Source organism: Haloarcula sp. JP-L23 (assembly GCF_011602445.1).
Taxonomy (GTDB): Archaea; Halobacteriota; Halobacteria; order Halobacteriales; family Haloarculaceae; genus Haloarcula; species Haloarcula pellucida.
Genome location: NZ_CP050014.1, coordinates 649,135 through 666,581, shown reverse-complemented (window position 1 = coordinate 666,581; position 17,447 = coordinate 649,135). Strand labels below are relative to the sequence as shown.

Genomic DNA, 17,447 nt, shown 5'->3' with positions numbered 1-17,447 from the left:
GTCGGTTCTTCGAATTGCGAGCGGCGAGAGCCTGAGCCACGAAGCGGGCCGCCGCGCCCGAGCGCCAGCGTTTTGCCGAGTCGTGTGCTACCCGAACGCATGGATCCCCAGCAGGGCAGACGGGGACGGTCGTGAGTGACCTCACCGACCCCGTGACCGTCGGCGGCCTCACGCTGCCGAACCGCCTCTACCGCGCCCCGGTACTGGAGTGTGCGGGGAACGGCGACGGTGCGGTCGACACCCTCGTCGACGAACTCGAACCGACCGCCGCCTCCGGCGTCGGCCTCGTCTTCCAGGGTGCGAGCATCGTCACGACAGACGGGGGGTGTGCGGCGCCGAACATGACGCGCGTCCACGACCCAGCCTTCGTCGAGCGACTCGAAGAGTTGACCGACGCGATTCATTCACACGAAGGCAAGATATTCCTGCAACTCGCTCACGGCGGGCTTCGGAGCATGGCGACGTGGCACGCCGGCTACCGGGAGCGCCACCCCGAGGAGCGACAACTGGCCGTCTCCCGGCCACCGTGGCAACTGCGTGCGCTCGACCGACTGGGACTGATTTCGCTCGACCCGGCCGTGCTCTCGACGGACGAGGTGTACGACCTCGCAGCGCAGTTCGGGCGGTGTGCGGGCTACGCCATCGACGCCGGCTACGACGGCATCCACCTCTCGGCGGCGAACATGAGCCTGATACAACAGTTCCTCTCGCCGTTCTACAACCACCGGACCGACGAGTTCGCCGACGGCGTGCGCTTCCTCGAAGCGATTCACGACGCGGTCCGGGACCACGCCGGGGACGTGCCGCTGGTGACGAAGGTCCCCGCAGAGACCGTCGCCCCTAGTTTCGTTCGTAGGTATCTGACGCTGTCGGACGGTATCGACGTCGCCGAGCGACTGGCCGCCATCGGTTACGACGCACTGGTGCCCGTCGAGGTATCGACATTCTGGGACATGAGCATCGTCCGCGGCGCGTTCCCGGACCGGGCGTGGGCCGCCAGCGACCTGCGGGAGGACTACGCGGCGGCGTTCGGTGGCCCGGTTCACGCACGGGCGGTAGAACTCCTGAACCGTCTGCAAGCGCGCCGCTTCGACCACGAACCGGGCTGGAACGCCGACTTCTGCCGTCGAGTCCGTGAGCGCGTCGACGTGCCGGTGTTGCTGGAAGGCGGCCTGCGGACGCGGGCAGACTGTGACGCGTATCTGGGTGCTGCCGGAGCCAAACCGGCGGCCGACATGGTCGGGATGGCTCGCCCGTTCTATGCCGAACCGCGCCTCGGCGCCCGGTTGCTGGACGGGCACGACGCCCTGTGTGCGAATTGCAACAACTGCACTATCCCACAGGTGACCGGCGAACCGGGTCGGTGTCGGACCCCCTCGGTCGTACGGGCACAGGCACGGCTCTCGAAGAAAGGTGCCTACGAGAGAAACGACCGGGAGACGTGAGTCGCTAGCTGTCGACTCGTGCTCGGCGTCGCGTCCCGCCCGCTCGAAACGTCATTCAGAACACAAGTTATTCTGCGGCCGGGCGTCCTGAGAGAAAGTCTCATCCCCATCGAACACTGACTGGCGCGCGATGACGGCAGAGATTACGTCGGAGCGCCTCGACCTCACCGTCGACGGCGACGACATCGACTTGCACTACCGCACCGGCGGCGACGGACCGCCGATGGTGTTCTTACACGGCATCGGACTGGACGCCGCCACCGTCTCGTGGCGACACGCGCTCCCGGAACTGGCCGAGGAGCGGACCGTCTACGCGCCCGACCTGCCGGGTCACGGCGAGAGCGACAAGCCCGACCGCGCGTACACGACGGCGTACTATCTGGAGACCGTCGAGGCGTTCATCGACGCACTCGACATCGACGCGCCGGCGATGGCCGGCCTCTCGATGGGCGGTGCGCTGGCGCTGGGCCACGCACTCGGCGGTGGCGACGTCGAACGTCTCGCCCTCGTAGATAGCTACGGACTGGGCGCCGACGCCTACTGGCGGACGGCCGCCAGCGGCGTGTTGCAGACGCCGGTCCTCGGAAACATGCTCTGGCAGGGCGTCAGTGCCTCGAAACCCGCCATCAGGACGGGACTACGGAGCATGGGCGCAACCGAACCCCCGCAGGAACTCGTCGACGACGTGGACTCGGTCGTCGACCGACGAACGGTCCGAGCGATGCGGCGCTGGCAGCGCAGCGAGTTCCGACGGACCGGATTCCGGACGGACTACTCCGACCGACTCGAGGAAGTGTCGGCGCCGACGCTACTCGTCCACGGCGAGGCCGACCCGCTCCTTCCCCAGGCGTGGTCGAAGCGCGCGGCCGCGACGCTTGCAGATAGCGAGTTAGAGATAGTAGAAAACTGCGGACACTGCCCTCCCCGTGAGCGACCGGAACGGTTCAATCGGGTGCTGCGCTCGTTCTGTTAGTTCGGCAGGTCGTCGATGAGGACGACGGCCTCGCCGTCGATGACGATGTCCTCCTCGCTCTTGACCCGTGTCGTCAGCCGGTACTGGTCGTCGCCGAGGTCCTCGACGATCTCGCATTCGGCCGTGAGGCGGTCGTCGATGCGTACGGGATTGTGGAACTCGAGGTCCTGCGAGAGGTAGATCGTCAGTCCGGGCAAGCGGGCCAACGCCGCGCTGATGAGGCTACCGACGAGCGTCCCGTGGGCGATGCGGCCGCGGAACCGTGTCTTCTCGGCGAACTCCTCGTCTAGGTGCAGCGGGTTCGTATCCCCGCTCGCGGCGGCGAACTGCTTGACATCACCGTCGGAGATCGTCTTCGTAAACTCGATTCGGTCACCGACGCCGAGGTTGTCCGGATGGTCCTCGGATATCGTTACGTGCCACTCCGGGAGGTCCTCGTTCGGTTCGATACGCTCGGCAGGAGGGGCGGCAGCGTCCTCGTCTTGTTGGACGCCGAAAGCCGCAAATGCTGCCCGATTGGCTGCAACGACGCTGTTGAACATGTGGGAGGAGGTCTCGGTCCACGTATCGAGCAGCGGATTCCGATGTGATTCAGAACTCATCGATGGGTCGTATTTAGAGGTCCGACTATTAAATCTTGGTGTTATTTTGTACTCTACGGCCACGAGACGGCTTCTACCGACCGACAGCGGCGTTATAGCATCTCGATGACGACTCCAGCGGCGGCGAGCGCCTCGCTCACCATCTCTCAGCACCCCGAACCATTCAATGGTATCAGATGGTAGCAGATGGTAAATAGGGGGAAGTTTTAAGTCATTGAACAGTGTAGGTGAGTGTACAGATGACCGATGAGGACGATGGTCTGATGTGGCCCCCGATGTTCAAGGGGATGCAGCAGGCGAGCGAGAATGCGATGGAACAGCAGCAACAGTTGCTGAAGCAGTTGTTCGCGAGCGGTGGTATGCCGAGCTTCGATATGAATCAGCTCGGTGCGATGAGCCAGATGGCGACGTTCAAGACCCGCGTCCAGAGCGGCGGACGAATCAGCATTCCCGATGCCGAGCGTGAAGCGCTCGGAATCGAAGAAGGCGATATCGTCCAGACGGTCGTCCTCCCGGTCAGCAACAACAACAGCGAGTAATACAACAATGGTAGACTACACAACCCCCGTCACGACCGCTTTCGAAATGCAGCGCGCGTCCATCGAACAGAGCCAGAAGGCCCTCGAACAGACCGTCTCGTTCCAGCAGAACATCAACGAGGCAGTCATCGGCAGTCTCGACACGCAGGAGTCGGCCCAGCGCCGCGGTGTCGAGCTCTCGAAGACCGTCTTCCACAGCTATCTCGACGCCGTCGAGAGTACGGTCCCCGGCGCCGCCGGCACCGTGGACGAGATCCGGCAGGCCGTCGACGAGCAGTACGACTTCCTGCTCGAGAACCACGCCGAAGTCTTCGACAACATCGAGAGCGAGTTGGTCGAAGGCGTCGATTCCTACGACGAGCTGACCGCCGACTACGTCGACGCCGTCGACGAGCAGGTCAAGCTGCTCGTCGAGGCCCACGAGGAACTCGAATCGCAGTCGGTTCAGGTCGCAGAGCAGTTCGGTGACCAGCTCGAAGAGGTCCAAGAGCAGGTCGAGGAGATGCAGGCGCAGGTCGAAGAAGTGCAGGCGCAGGCTACTGACGCCGTCGAGGCGTAACGAACCAGCCATTTTTTGTGCGCGACAGCGCGAGTTACTAGAGATACTATGAGCGATACAAACCAGATGCAAGACGAGTGGGCGGAGATGGTCGAACAGATGAACGACGCCGTCGCCGACTCGATGGAACAGAACATGAAGGCCCAGGCGGCCTTCGTCGAGTCGTGGGCCGACGCCGTAGAGGACTCCATCCCGGAGGAGAACGAGCTCTCCGAGGGGCTACAGGGGTACAACGCGGCCTACGAGGAGTGGATCGACGCGGCCGAGCAGATGGTCGAGCGCTCGACCGAGGCCGCACAGGGCGAGGACGTCGACCCCGCGGAGTTCCGTGACATCTGGCTGCAGTCGGCCAACGAGGCGTTCAAGCACGTGATGAGCACGTCGGCGTTCGCCGCGGCCAACGGCCAGCTCGTCGAGTCCATGATGGAGATGCGACAGCAGGCCGACGAGATGAGCCAGGACACGATTTCCCAGCTCGGCTTCCCGACCCGCGACGACATCGACGAAGTGGGCGAGCGCCTCGTCGAGATGGAGCGTCGCCAGCACGCCGTCGAGTCCCAGATCGAGGAGGTCGCCGCCCGGCAGCAGTCGCTCCAATCGACGCTCGAAGACCGGTTCGACAAGGTCGACGAGCACCAGGCGACTGTCGAAGAGACACTCGACTCGCTCGAATCACAGCTCGACGAGAGCCAGCAATCCGTCGACGACAAGCTCGACTCGCTCGAATCACAGCTCGACGACGACACGGAAGAATAACCAATGTCCTCTGACCCATCCCCCTTCAACCCCTTCGCGGCCGCGCTCGACTGGCAGGCCAAGACGCTCGAGGCCATGGCCGAAACCGCCGAGACGAATCAGGTCGCCGACGAGCGGCTCGAACTGATGGAGTCCGTCGAAGTGGGTCAGACGCCCTCGGAGGTCGTCTACGAGGAGAACAAGCTCGAACTACTCCACTACGACGCCGAGGCCGCCGGCATCGAGGTCGACGAGGACGAGAAAGAGCCCGTACCCATCCTCATCGTCTACGCGCTCATCAACCGGCCGTATATCCTCGACTTACAGGAGGAGCGGTCCGTGGTGCGTCGCCTGCTCGAAGCGGGTCACGACGTCTACCTCATCGACTGGAACGAGCCCTCGCGACTCGACCAGCACCTGACGCTCGACGACTACGTCAACCGCTACATGGACAACTGCGTCGACGTCGTCCGCGAGCGCTCCGGGCAGGACGCCATCAACATCCTCGGCTACTGCATGGGTGGCACCATGTCGGTGATGTACACCACCCTCCACAAGGAGAAAGTCAACACGCTCGGCCTGATGGCCGCCGGCCTCTGTTTCGACCAGACCGGCGGTGTCCTCGAAGAGTGGGGTTCAAACGAGTACTACTCCCCGCGAGACGTGACCGAGACGTTCGGCAACGTCCCGGCGGAGATGCTCGACATCGGCTTCGCGCTGATGGACCCCGTCGACAACTACGTCTCGAAGTACATCCGCCTCGCCGAGAACCTAGAGAACGAGTCGTTCGTCGAGAATTTCGGCCGGATGGAGAAGTGGCTCGGCGACGGCATCGACGTCGCCGGCGACACCTACGTCCAGTTCCTCGAGGACGTCTATCAGGACAACAAGCTCTACAAGAACGAACTGGAGATCGGCGGCGAACACGTCGACCTGGAGAATATCGACATGCCCGTCCTCCAGTTGATGGGCGAGTACGACCACCTCATCCCGCCGGAGGCCTCCAAGCCGTTCAACGAGGTCATCCCGAGCGAGGACACGAAGACCATCGAGTTCTCGACCGGCCACATCGGCCTGTCGGTGTCCTCGTCGACCCACGCGGACCTCTGGCCCGAAGTCGCCGAGTGGTACAGCGAGCGCAACCCGTCCGAGGAAGTCGACATCGAGGTCGAGTCCCCCGAGGAGACGGCCGAGGAAGCCGTCGAAGAAGTCGCCGACGACGTCGTCGATGCGACCGAGGCCGACGACGACACAGCCGAGGAGGCCGTCGAAACCGAGGAGTTCGGCTCCGAGGCGGGCGCCGACGTCGAGACCGTCTCCGGCATCGGCCCGACCTACGCAGACCGGCTGCGTGCCGCCGGCGTCGAGACCGTCGGCGACCTCGCCGAGTACGACGCCACAGAGCTCGCCGAACTCGCAGAGACGACCGAGTCCCGCGCACAAGACTGGCTCGACCAGCTATAGACCGGCGATACCTTTTCTCACTGCCCGTCGAAGGCGTACGTATGCGCATCTCCGTCATCGGCGGGTCCAGCGTGACAGACGAGCAGTACCGACAGGCACGGACGGTCGGCCGGTTGCTCGGCGAACAGGGGCACGACGTCGTCTGTGGCGGCCTGACCGGCGTCATGGAAGCCGTCTGTAAGGGTGCCGGCGAGACCGGCGGCCACACTATCGGTATCCTCCCGGGCGAACACCGGGCGGCGGCAAACGACTACGTCGATACGGCCATCGCGACCGGGATGGGGAGCGCCCGCAACGTCCTCGTCGTGCTGAACGGCGCGGCGGTCGTCGCCGTCGACGGTGGGGCCGGGACGCTCTCCGAGATAGGCCACGCGCTCGACATGGGCCGACCGGTCGCAGGACTGGGAACGCACGCGGTCGAGGGCGTCGACGGCATCGAACACGTCGAGACGGCCGCCGAAGCCGTCGAGTACGTCGAGAGGGCGGTGTAGCCGGCTGCCCCGTCACTCGAACCAGTCGACGAAGCTCCCGTCGAGCAGCGTCGCCTTCTGCCGCCTGATGTAGGTAGACTGCATCCCCCAGATGGCCTCGGGGAGCGGGACGTGTTCCTCGATGCGACGGCGGACGGAGTCGTGTTTCCAGCGGGCCGGGGTGAGCCGACGGTCCACTCGCTCGCGCAGCGGCCGGATGTACTCGTGGGCCTCCTCGGCCGAGAGACCGCGCTGTTCGAGTCCTTCGCGGGCGTGTTCGAACAGTTCGCCGTACAGTTCGTCCGTCGAGGTGGTCGTCGCGCCGTCGGCCGTTATCCACTCGATGTCGGCCCGCAGTCCCTCGCGCGTGGCCGCATAGAAGTTCTCTTTGGCCGTCTCCCAGTCCAGCGACTGGATGGGATGTTCGAGTCGCGGCAGACTCTCCATCAGGCCCGCGAACAGCGCTTCGAAGGCGATTGCGTCGTCGACGGTCGGTTGGGCCGGCAACGGGCGGAACTCGATGCGGGCGTTGGCCGCAGAGCGGGTCTGTCCCTCGAAGACCGGCCGCACCCACCGCCAGTACGAGCCGTGTTTGTGCCGGAGATGGACGAACGCGTCGTCGAAGCGAGTGCCCGACTGGACGTCCATCGGGACGATGGTGTCGTCGGCGACGATGTCGTCGATGGCGTCCTCGACGGTGTCGAAGTCGGGCGGGAAACACACCTTCGGCGGCGTCGGGTCGTCCTCGGGCGGGTTGAGGACGGACTCGAAGACGCCGATGCGGTTCTCCATGTGTGCGTCTTCGAGTATCTCCTCGGCCGGCGCGTCGTCGTAGAGGTCCGGCGGGAAGAAGGGTGCGTTGACGCCGAGTGCGAGGAGTGGCGCGGCGACGCGGAGGGCGTAGCTGAAGTACTCGGGGAGGTCCGGCGCGTGGGGAATCTGGTAGTGCGGTTGGATGGAGGTGATGAGTGCCTCGGGCATCACCGTCTTCGCTTGCAGGGAAACGTGTGGCGCGTCGAGTTCGAACGCCGACGGGTAGTCGGTGTTGGCCATCGTGTGGTACCGCACCGCGTCGGACATGTTGGTCCCGATGCGAATCCCGTCCTCGGAGACGGCGTCACAGAGGTAGCTCTCGGCCGTCTCGCCGTTCGGCGGCACCGTCCACATGCCGTCGGAAACGAGTCGAATCCCCTCAGTACCGAGTCGCTGCTGGGCCGGCATCAGCGACGCCTTCAGTTCGTTTCGCTGGGCCGCCAGTCCGTGGGAGTTCAGTGGCTGGGGGCTGGTCTGCATCTCCGCGTTGTGGAGGCCCAGTTCCTTCTCGAAGCCGATGAGTTCGAGCAACTGTCGGGGGACCCGCCGCAGGGCGTCGGTCTGGTCGTCGACGGCGTACAGTTCCAGTTCCATCCCGACGATGGCCTCGGTGTTGTCGAACGTCCCCGACCTGACCTCCGTTTTGAGCTGTTCGGCTTCCTCGCGTGCGCTCGTGTGGAACTCCTCGGGGTCTACGTCCAGCGCCCGTGTGACCGCCGCAGCCAGTTCCGATGCCGACATGGACGCGGGTTCACGTCGGGGCGTGTTAAGTGTGGTCCAGTCGCTACGAGACCGCTGTGTCTCGCGGTTCGGCCCACGTCACAGCAGGTCCTCGACGTCGCTGTGGGTCTCCGCTAGCGGGTCCGCGTCGGGCGTCGACAGCGCTCCCTCGACGGCATCTCTCGCCCCGGGGAGCGGGTCGTGACTCTCGACGTAGGCCGCCAGTGCGAACGTCCGTTCGCCGACACCGGCAAGCGTCCGCGCGTCGCCGCGTGAGAGCGTTCCCGAGAGCCAGTCCCGGACGATATCGCGGCCGCGCGGTCCGAGCGGTGAGACCTGCTCGCCGAGGCGGTGGAGCGTCTTCGCCGCGGTCACTGGCGGTATCCCCGCGGCGTGTCCGCAGTCGTCGACGGCGTTACCGGCGGCGTACGAATCGACGACCGTCGCCGCCGTCCCGGCCGAACACGGCAGGTCCTCGGCGAACGGTTCGAGTCGCTCGGCCAGCGTCGCGTCGGTGTCGTCGACGGCGGCCACCCCACACTCGCGCTGTCGCTCGGTCACCTCGATGCCGGCGGCGATGTCTGCCAACCCCATTGATACCACAATAACAGCCGCGTAATTTAACGGTGGTGGCTTCGCGCTCGGTCGGTGCCAGCGCCAGACGGTATACCTACCGGTGACCGGTTGGTAGTTTCGCCCAAAACCGCCCGCAGATGGGCTCTTCCATCGGTTTTTTAACCCACCACCCGGCCGTAGCTCGAAGTACGATGAGTACGACAACGACGGGGTGTCCCGAGTGTGACGGGGCACTCCAGCAGGACGGCACAGAGACGGTGTGTAACCACTGCGGCCTCGTCGTCGGCGAGGACGCCATCGACCGGGGGCCGGAGTGGCGGAGTTTCGAGGACGACGACACCCGTCGGGCCCGGACCGGCGCGCCGCTGACGCGGTCACGCCACTCCCTAAAGAATCAGTAGGCGTCCTCGAAGCTCCACCACTCCGGCCCTCGGTGTGGGGTTATGAGCAGGATGAAAGGTGTCCAACCCCATGAGCAACGAAGAGCTACACGAACTTGAACCTGAACAGGCCTTAGAGATGTACGTCACTGAACGACGTGAAACAGATAAAATAGCGGACTCAACAGTGAAGAGCATCCGGTCACGGGTGGGAATGTTCGCTGACTGGTGTAGAAAGAATGGAATAGACACATTGCATGAATTAGACGGTATGGACCTTCATCAATGGCGTCTAGCAACCGCTCAAGATATCTCCGAGCGGACGCTCGCCTCTCGTCTATCCAGTGTTCGGAGCTACTTGCGGTGGGCCAGAGACGTTGATGCGGTCCATTCGGATCTACCCGCCAAAATTGACGTACCAGACGTAGAGAGCCCCCGAGAGAGAACCCTCGAATCAGGTGCAGCAGAATCGATATTAGATTACTTGCGGAAGTTCGACTACGCCAGCCGCGACCATGTGATCATCCTCTTGTTCTGGAGAACAGGTATGAGGCTAGGAGCATTACGGGGCATCGACCTAAGCGACTACTACTCTGATAACCACAGTGTTGAGCTTGTTCATCGTCCAGAAACGGATACGCCGCTAAAGAATAGAGAGAGTGGAGAGAGGTTCGTTTCATTGTCCGAAGACACCTGTACGGTCATAGACGACTATCTAATCCACCATAGACCAGACAGCACTGATAAGAACGGCCGTGAACCACTGCTGACGACGAAACATGGCCGAATCGGAGAGGTAACCGTTAGACGGACTGTGTACCGTCTCACTCGCCCCTGTGTCTACTCAAACGAATGTCCAGTCGAAAAGAATTCAGAGACTTGTGAAGCCGCTCAAAATTATGATCGGGCAAGTCGGTGTCCCGAAACTGTCTCGCCCCACGATATCCGACGTGGCGCACTAACTCACATGCTTCGAAGTGAGATTCCGGAAAGAATTGTATCGGATCGATCCGACGTATCTCCAGATGTTCTTGACAAGCATTATAACCAGATGACGGAACGAGAAAAGATGGAGCAACGCCGAGATTATCTCGACAAAATGTAGATATCACTACCCCCGTACCATAGCATATGTACGGAATATAGCAATTCGACATCTATAACCACAGTACGGGACTGTGGTAGTGGTACGGTACAGTATGAAGTAGAGTACTGGCAGTGCAACCGTCTTCGAAATTAGCTATGCAAGTCAGTGACTAGAAAGCCTATTACGACCGATAGTCGATATCGCATATGTTTCAACCGTCCAACTGGATTCGGTTGACTTCGTTGGCGGTGTTGCTACTTCTGGTAGCTGGTGTGGTTGGATTCGCGTTTTCGATAGCGGGTATTGAGCCGGACGTTGCCGCCCCAGACAATGAGGCAGAGACGGAGACGCCCGAACCGAACGAAACGCACACCGAGACGCCCGACTGTGAAGCCGTCGGTGCCAGTATCGACTACCCCGAGTGCGACGACCAGATATACACCGGGACAGAGACGAACGAGACGGACGCAGACGGCGCATAAGACGATTGTAGTGGATGCATTGGTAGAGTACTCGGGGGTCACAGAAAAGCAGGAGCGCAACGATACGGACGGCGCATAGAGACGTGGGTGGTTGACACCGTTGTAAGACTGGCAACCGTTCAGAAACGGTAGCACTACGGAGGAATCCATGAGCAGCGGTCTACGATAGATTTCTAGATATCTGAGATCGCAGCTACATGCGGTGCGGCCTTGCTGTCCTTCTCTTGTGGGGGAGGCTGTGGCGGTGCGTGGCGGCGTCCCCACATGATTTAATTGTACTACCTGCTTGCTGTGTCGTAGATGGTCGACAATTTCAACGAGAAGGCCGATTTCATATGGTCTATCGCGGACCTTCTTCGTGGGGACTACAAGCAGTCGGAGTATCAGAAAGTCATCCTGCCGCTGACGGTGCTTCGCCGTCTCGACTGCGTGACCCAGCGGAACAAGGAAGACGTACTCGAAAAGTACGAGCAACTTCAGCAGTCTGGCATTGAGAACGTCGCGCCTGCCTTGCGGAAGGCTTCCGATGAGAAGGTGTACAATACCAGCGAGTACACGTTCCAGACCCTCTGTAACGACCCCGACCAGATTGCAAGCAACCTCCAGTACTACATCAACTCTTACGACGAGGAGACGAAGGAAATCTTCGATAAGTTCGACTTCGACCACCAGATACAGCGCCTCGACGAAGCCGATCTCCTCTACAAAGTCGTTCGGCAATTCGCCGAAATCGATCTCCACCCCGACGAAGTGCCCAACGAGGAGATGGGGTACATCTACGAAGAACTCGTCCGGAAATTCAACGAACTCAGCAACGAGACCGCCGGGGAGCACTTTACGCCCCGCGAGGTCATCGAGTTGATGGTGAATCTCATCTTCGACGAGGACGACGAGGTTCTGACTACGGAGGGTGCTGCTCGGACAGTCTACGACCCGGCATGTGGTACCGGTGGAATGTTGAGCGTCGCCGAGGACCACGTTCGAAGTTTCAATAGCGAAGCGAATCTCCACGTCTTCGGACAGGAACTGAATCCTGAGAGCTACGCCGTCTGTAACTCGGATATGCTCATCAAAGGGCAAGAGCCCGAGAATATCGCCTATGGCAACTCCTTCACGAACGACGGATTCCCCAATCGGAGGTTCGATTACATGCTCTCGAATCCGCCGTTCGGCGTTTCGTGGAAGAAAATCAAGGATGAAATCGAACGGGAACACGAACAAGAAGGCTTCGCCGGTCGGTTTGGAGCAGGGACACCGCGAATCAACGACGGGGCCTTTCTCTTCCTCCAGCACATGGTTAGCAAAATGAAACCGCCAGAGGAGGGCGGATCCCGTATCGCTATCGTGTTCAACGGGTCGCCGCTGTTCAACGGGGGGCCCAACAGCGGTGAGTCGGCTATCCGCCGCTGGATTCTCGAAAACGACTGGTTGGAGGCTATCGTTGGACTGCCGGAGAATCTGTTCTACAACACGGGGATCAGGACGTACATCTGGGTTCTCTCGAATGATAAACCGGAGCATCGTAAAGGCAAGACCCAGCTAATTGATGCTCGTGATATGTACAAGGAGATGGACGAAAGTCTCGGTGACAAGCGGCACAAACTAACCGATGAGCATATTGAGGAAATCACTCAAATCTTTGGTGACTTAGAAGTTAATGGCCGCTCGAAGGTGGTTGACAACGAGGAGTTTGGCTACCGGCGCATCGTAATTGACCGGCCGCTTCGAATGCGGTTTCAGGTGAAAGAGGAACGGATTGAAGCACTTGACGATGAGCGTGCGTTCACGAATCGTGAGGAATCGATACAGGAAGGTGTCAAGGAAGCACTCTTAAAGATGGATGAAGAGAAGGTCTGGATGGACCGTGAAGCCTTCCTGAACGACGTTGAGCTACAACTGAACATGGCTGGTCTCAACGTGCGAAAAAGCGTCTACAACGCGATAGAGCGGGTGATGGGGGAGCGAGACCCTGACGCAGAAATTTGCCGAGATGGGAATGGTGATCCCGAATACGATAGTGACCTTCGTGAGAGAGAACGTGTGCCGCTTGACAGAGATCCGTATGAGTACTTTGAGGAGGAGATTGTGCCGTACTTAGATAACGCGTGGGTCAACGAGAGTAGCAAGTACCACGATGATCAAGATGGCGAGATTGGTATAGTAGGATACGAAATCAATTTTGAAAGATGTTTTTATAAGTATGAACAACCACGAGCGTTGGATGAGATTGACGCCGAGTTATTAGATACATCTCAGGATATAGAAGAACTTCTGGAGGAAGTCATAAAATGAATCGTCGAACTGAATATCCGGAAGTCAGTCTTCAGTGGTTAACTCGAATCAATGCAGGCGGAACTCCTGATACCGATAATCCGGATTATTGGGATGGTGATATTCCGTGGATGGCATCAGGAGAAGTAAATCAGGGCAGGATTTCAACCCCGACAGAGTACATCACGGAGCGGGGTCTAAAAGAATCAAGCACTAAATTGTTTGATGAGGGTACGGTTGTTGTTGCACTGGCGGGGCAAGGAAAAACAAAGGGAATGGCAGGAATCCTTCAGAAGCCGGCTGCCGTAAATCAGTCACTATCTGGGCTTGTCCCTCGCGATGACCAGATTATACCGGAATATCTCTATTACTGTCTCAAGAGTGATTATCAGCATCTACGAGGTCTTGCAGGAGAAGGACGTACAGGGATCACATTATCTGATCTAAAAAACTGGAAAGTACCAGTACCGCCAAAACAAAAACAAAGAGAGATAGTCAAATACCTTCAGCAGAATGTCCCATCTCTCGCCGAACTCATTAGTTCGCTTCAATCCCTAAAGAGTGAATGTTACTCTAAAAAGCAGTCTGTGATCTATAACGCAGTAACTGGAATGGATGCCGAAGAGACAATCCCTGTTGAGGCAGGGTGGATCAATTCGATTCCAAAGCATTGGGATATCGTCAGAACCCGGTTCGTTGCTCAACTTGAATCTGGTCACACACCCAGCAAATCTAACGATGAATACTGGGTGGATTGCGATATTCCGTGGGTGACGACTTCTGATATCAAACCGTTCCGCGATGGTCGGAAAGTCTACCTCAACGACACTGAGTACAAAATCAATGAACTCGGATTGTCGAACTCCGGGGCTCGACTTCTACCCGAAGGAACGGTCTTCCTCTCACGGACAGCATCGGTTGGCTTCTCGGGTATTATGGGGAAGAAAATGGCCACGTCGCAGGACTTCGCAAATTGGGTCTGTGGCGACGAGATTCTTCCCGAGTATCTGTTGTACGTCTTCCGTTCGATGGATCAGGAATTCGACCGTCTCACACAGGGATCTACACACCAGACGATCTATATGCCCGATATAGAGTCGTTCAAGACACCGCTTCCGCCGATAGACGAGCAGCGGGAAATCGTTGAGCACATTCAGGAAGAGACCGACCGTATCTGGGAGCTTATCGACAAGGTAGAGGAAACCATTGAACTACTCGAAGAGAAACGGCAAGCGTTAATCACTGCTGCTGTCACAGGCCAAATCGATTTAACCGACTGGCAACATCCTGATAAACAGAAAGCCAGTCCATGAGTCCGGGTATATACGACGAAAAGAAATTTGAGGACGCTATCGAAGCCCATCTCCTCCAGCATGGGGGCTACGAACAACTCCCTTCCGAAGAGTTCGACGCCGAACGGGGAATATTTCCTGATGTCGTCGTCTCGTTCGTCAAAAAGACACAGCCAGAGAAGTGGGAGAAACTGGAGACTGCCTATCAGGGGAACGCCCGCAAGCGGTTCTTGCAGGATCTTACCAGCGCCCTCGAAAATCTTGGCACGCTCGAACTGCTTCGCCATGGGTTCAGGACGACGGGCACGACTATCGAACTCGCCGCGTTCAAGCCCAATACCGGACTGAATCCCGAAGTTCAGCGTCGCTACGAAGCCAATCGGTTGGGCGTCACCCGCCAACTGTATTACTCGACGACAGACCCCGGCAAGTGTATCGATCTCGCTCTCTCGATCAATGGGCTTCCAGTTGCGACGGCAGAACTGAAGAACCCGATGACCGGCCAGACTCTCGAATCCGCGAAGACGCAGTACATGAGTGACAGGGACTCCGGTGAACCAGTCCTGAAATTCAAGCGCGGAGCGCTGGTCCACTTCGCCGTCGATCCCAACGAAGTCGAATACACGACCGAACTCGACGGCGACGATACGCACTTCCTGCCGTTCAATCGCGGTCACGACAACGGTTCTGGGAACCCCCCACACGAGTCTGGCCACCGGACAGCGTACCTCTGGGAAGACGTGTGGGCCAAAGATAGCTGGATGGAGATACTCCAGCGGTTCATCCACATCGACGAGGAGGAGATCACGAAAGACGGGATGAAAGTCGACACCGAGGAGACGATGATCTTCCCGCGCTATCACCAACTGGAGTGCGTCCGTAAACTCGTCGAGAGCGCCCGCGAGAACGGGGCTGGTGAGGACTATCTAATTCAGCATTCTACCGGAAGTGGGAAGAGCAAGTCTATCGCGTGGCTGGTCCACCGTCTCGTCTCGTTACACGACGACGCCGACGAAGCAGTCTTCGACGGTGTGGTTGTCGTCACGGACCGGACGGTCCTCGACGAACAGCTACAAAAGACGATCTACGAATTGGACCACAAGACCGGCGTCGTCCACGGTATCGAGGGTGATCAGGGTTCAAAATCCGAAGAGTTGGCTGACGCGCTAGAGGCGGGCAAGCCTGTCATCATCACCACTCTTCAGACGTTCCCCTACGTCATCGAGCACACACAGGGCCTTCCAGAACGGAATTACGCTATCGTCGTCGACGAGGCTCACAGCAGTCAGACCGGCGAGATGGCGAAGGAGATGAAGCAGATCCTTTCCAGGCAGAACGTCGAGGAAGACGACGACTGGGAGGACCTCCTCGCAAAAAGTGCTAAATCTCGTGGACAACAAGAGAATCTCAGCTTCTTCGCGTTCACTGCGACGCCGAAAGGCAAGACATTGGAAGCGTTCGGCCATACGTCGGAGGATGGTGAGAAGCCAGATCCGTTCCATCTCTACTCGATGCGGCAGGCTATTGAAGAGGGATTCATTCTCGACGTACTCCAGAACTACACGACCTACGATACGTTCTACGGCATCGCGAAGGCAATCGAGGAGGATCCACAGGTCCCGCAAAAGAAAGCCGTCAAAGCCGTCTCACGCTTCCTGAAGCTACACCCACACAACATCTCCCAGAAGGTAGAGATCATCGTCGAACACTTCAGGAACCACACACAGCACAAGATTGGCGGCAAGGCGAAGGCGATGATTGTCACTTCCTCACGGGTTCAGGCCGTCCGGTACAAGAAGGCCATTGACGAGCACATTGAACAGAATGGGTACGACTTGAACGCGCTCGTGGCTTTCAGCGGGACTGTCGAGGACGACGGAATGGAGTACACTGAAAAGGGCATGAACAACGGTATCAAGCAATCTGAACTCCCGAGCAAATTCGATACCTCGGAATATCAGGTTCTCGTCGTCGCCGACAAGTACCAGACTGGCTTCGACCAGCCACTTCTTCATACGATGTACGTCGACAAGAAGCTCTCCGGCGTGCAAGCCGTTCAGACGCTCTCTCGATTGAACCGCACACACCCCGGAAAAGAAGATACCTTTGTCCTCGACTTCGAGAACGATAGAGAGGACATCTACGACGCCTTCCAGCCCTACTACGAGAAGACGACAGTCGAGGAGACGACCGACCCCCAGCACATATACAAACTGGAATCCGAATTGAACGGCTTCCAGATCTATACACAACAGGAGGTAGACAAGTTCGCAGAGGCGTTCTTCAGCCCCGAGAACAGAGGGACAGAGCAGGCTCATGCGAAACTAAACGGGCATATACAGCCTGCTAGGGACCGCTTCATGGTCAAGGACGAGGAGACACAGGACGAATTCCGCTCGAAACTCCGCTCCTTCCTCCGGCTGTACAAGTTTCAGTCACAGGTCGTCAACTACGCAGACACCCAGTTAGAGAAGTTGTACACGTTCGGTCGGTTCCTGTACAAGGAACTCCCGCGAGACTCGGACACTTCACGAGTTGAATTCAACGACGAACTCGCGCTTCAGTACTACAGGCTGGAGAAATCCGAGGAAGGGGAAATCGAACTCGATTCCACAGGTGGTGGCGTATCTTCCCCGACAGAGACTGGTGGTGGTAGTGAAGAAGACCCAGAAGTTGAACTGTCTACTATCGTCGAGAAAATAAACGACGAGTTGGGGACTGACTTCACAGAGGCTGACCAGCTATTCCTCGATCAACTCAAAGAGGATGCACTGGAAGACGATCACCTCCGCCGCTCCGCGCAGGTCAACAGCAGAGAGAACTTCGCGCTAGAATTCGACGACGTCCTGACCGACATGTTCATCGACCGGATGGACCAAAATCAGGAACTCTTCGCGAAGTTCATGGACAACGAAGAGGTTCAAGAGGTAATCACGAAACACCTCCGACGTGAGGTGTATCAAGAGAGCCAGAGCGCCGAAGGCTGATTCATCGACTCGCTGGGTACGATTTCCAACGTTTCCGTACAGACTGCACGAA

Annotated in this window: 14 protein-coding genes and 2 pseudogenes; 13 read left to right on the top strand and 3 right to left on the bottom strand. The window is 59.1% G+C overall.

Annotated elements, in window-relative coordinates; genetic code table 11:
- Window positions 1-131 precede the first annotated feature (131 nt).
- Together G9465_RS03205 and G9465_RS03200 are read left to right on the top strand one after the other, a co-directional pair.
- Entirely contained in the window at window positions 132-1,445 is a 1,314-nt protein-coding gene (locus G9465_RS03205) for an NADH:flavin oxidoreductase (RefSeq protein WP_166967475.1), read from the top strand.
- A gap of 130 nt (window positions 1,446-1,575) precedes the next feature.
- Window positions 1,576-2,418 carry an alpha/beta fold hydrolase gene (locus tag G9465_RS03200; protein ID WP_166967473.1) on the top strand — a complete coding sequence of 281 codons (843 nt, stop codon included), beginning with the start codon at window positions 1,576-1,578 and terminating at the stop codon, window positions 2,416-2,418.
- Here G9465_RS03200 and G9465_RS03195 read toward each other — a convergent pair.
- On the bottom strand, window positions 2,415-2,960 hold the full coding sequence (locus G9465_RS03195) for a MaoC family dehydratase (RefSeq protein WP_166972875.1): 546 nt from the start codon (window positions 2,958-2,960) through the stop codon (window positions 2,415-2,417). The genes G9465_RS03200 and G9465_RS03195 overlap by 4 nt on opposite strands.
- 299 nt (window positions 2,961-3,259) lie before the next feature.
- Between G9465_RS03195 and G9465_RS03190 the strand changes: the two genes are divergently transcribed.
- The 5 genes and pseudogenes from G9465_RS03190 (at window position 3,260) to G9465_RS03170 (ending at window position 6,808) form a co-directional block, all read left to right on the top strand.
- Window positions 3,260-3,559, top strand: coding sequence for an AbrB/MazE/SpoVT family DNA-binding domain-containing protein (locus tag G9465_RS03190; protein ID WP_166967471.1), 300 nt, complete (start codon window positions 3,260-3,262; stop codon window positions 3,557-3,559).
- A gap of 7 nt (window positions 3,560-3,566) precedes the next feature.
- The gene (locus tag G9465_RS03185) at window positions 3,567-4,118 is read left to right on the top strand and encodes a hypothetical protein (protein WP_166967469.1); all 552 of its coding nucleotides are present in this window, start codon (window positions 3,567-3,569) and stop codon (window positions 4,116-4,118) included.
- Window positions 4,119-4,166: 48 nt separating this feature from the next.
- Window positions 4,167-4,691 (top strand): annotated as a pseudogene (locus G9465_RS03180) (poly(R)-hydroxyalkanoic acid synthase subunit PhaE); the annotation flags it as partial.
- A 186-nt stretch (window positions 4,692-4,877) separates the two neighbouring features.
- Entirely contained in the window at window positions 4,878-6,317 is a 1,440-nt protein-coding gene (gene phaC, locus G9465_RS03175; RefSeq protein WP_166967465.1) for a poly(3-hydroxyalkanoate) polymerase subunit PhaC, read from the top strand.
- A 41-nt stretch (window positions 6,318-6,358) separates the two neighbouring features.
- The gene (locus tag G9465_RS03170; RefSeq protein WP_166967463.1) at window positions 6,359-6,808 is read left to right on the top strand and encodes a TIGR00725 family protein; all 450 of its coding nucleotides are present in this window, start codon (window positions 6,359-6,361) and stop codon (window positions 6,806-6,808) included.
- Between the two features lie 12 nt (window positions 6,809-6,820).
- Here the strand turns inward: G9465_RS03170 and G9465_RS03165 are convergent, their stop codons facing one another.
- Window positions 6,821-8,341, bottom strand: a complete 1,521-nt coding sequence (locus G9465_RS03165) for a hypothetical protein (protein ID WP_166967461.1) — start codon at window positions 8,339-8,341, stop codon at window positions 6,821-6,823.
- Between the two features lie 78 nt (window positions 8,342-8,419).
- Entirely contained in the window at window positions 8,420-8,914 is a 495-nt protein-coding gene (locus G9465_RS03160) for a hypothetical protein (protein WP_166967459.1), read from the bottom strand.
- A 173-nt stretch (window positions 8,915-9,087) separates the two neighbouring features.
- Here G9465_RS03160 and G9465_RS03155 point away from each other — a divergent pair.
- The 6 genes and pseudogenes from G9465_RS03155 to G9465_RS03130 form a co-directional block, all read left to right on the top strand.
- Window positions 9,088-9,279, top strand: a pseudogene (locus G9465_RS03155) (TFIIB-type zinc ribbon-containing protein); the annotation flags it as partial.
- An 88-nt stretch (window positions 9,280-9,367) separates the two neighbouring features.
- Window positions 9,368-10,381, top strand: coding sequence for a tyrosine-type recombinase/integrase (locus G9465_RS03150; protein ID WP_166967455.1), 1,014 nt, complete (start codon window positions 9,368-9,370; stop codon window positions 10,379-10,381).
- A 254-nt stretch (window positions 10,382-10,635) separates the two neighbouring features.
- Window positions 10,636-10,845 carry a hypothetical protein gene (locus G9465_RS03145; RefSeq protein ID WP_166967453.1) on the top strand — a complete coding sequence of 70 codons (210 nt, stop codon included), beginning with the start codon at window positions 10,636-10,638 and terminating at the stop codon, window positions 10,843-10,845.
- A 300-nt stretch (window positions 10,846-11,145) separates the two neighbouring features.
- A complete protein-coding gene (locus G9465_RS03140; RefSeq protein ID WP_166967451.1) occupies window positions 11,146-13,137 on the top strand; it encodes a class I SAM-dependent DNA methyltransferase in 1,992 nt (663 codons plus the stop codon).
- Complete coding sequence (locus tag G9465_RS03135; RefSeq protein ID WP_166967449.1) at window positions 13,134-14,429, top strand: restriction endonuclease subunit S; 1,296 nt, start codon at window positions 13,134-13,136, stop codon at window positions 14,427-14,429. Before G9465_RS03140 ends, G9465_RS03135 begins: the two co-directional genes overlap by 4 nt.
- Window positions 14,426-17,395, top strand: a complete 2,970-nt coding sequence (locus tag G9465_RS03130) for a type I restriction endonuclease subunit R (RefSeq protein ID WP_166967447.1) — start codon at window positions 14,426-14,428, stop codon at window positions 17,393-17,395. Before G9465_RS03135 ends, G9465_RS03130 begins: the two co-directional genes overlap by 4 nt.
- Window positions 17,396-17,447: the final 52 nt, after the last annotated feature.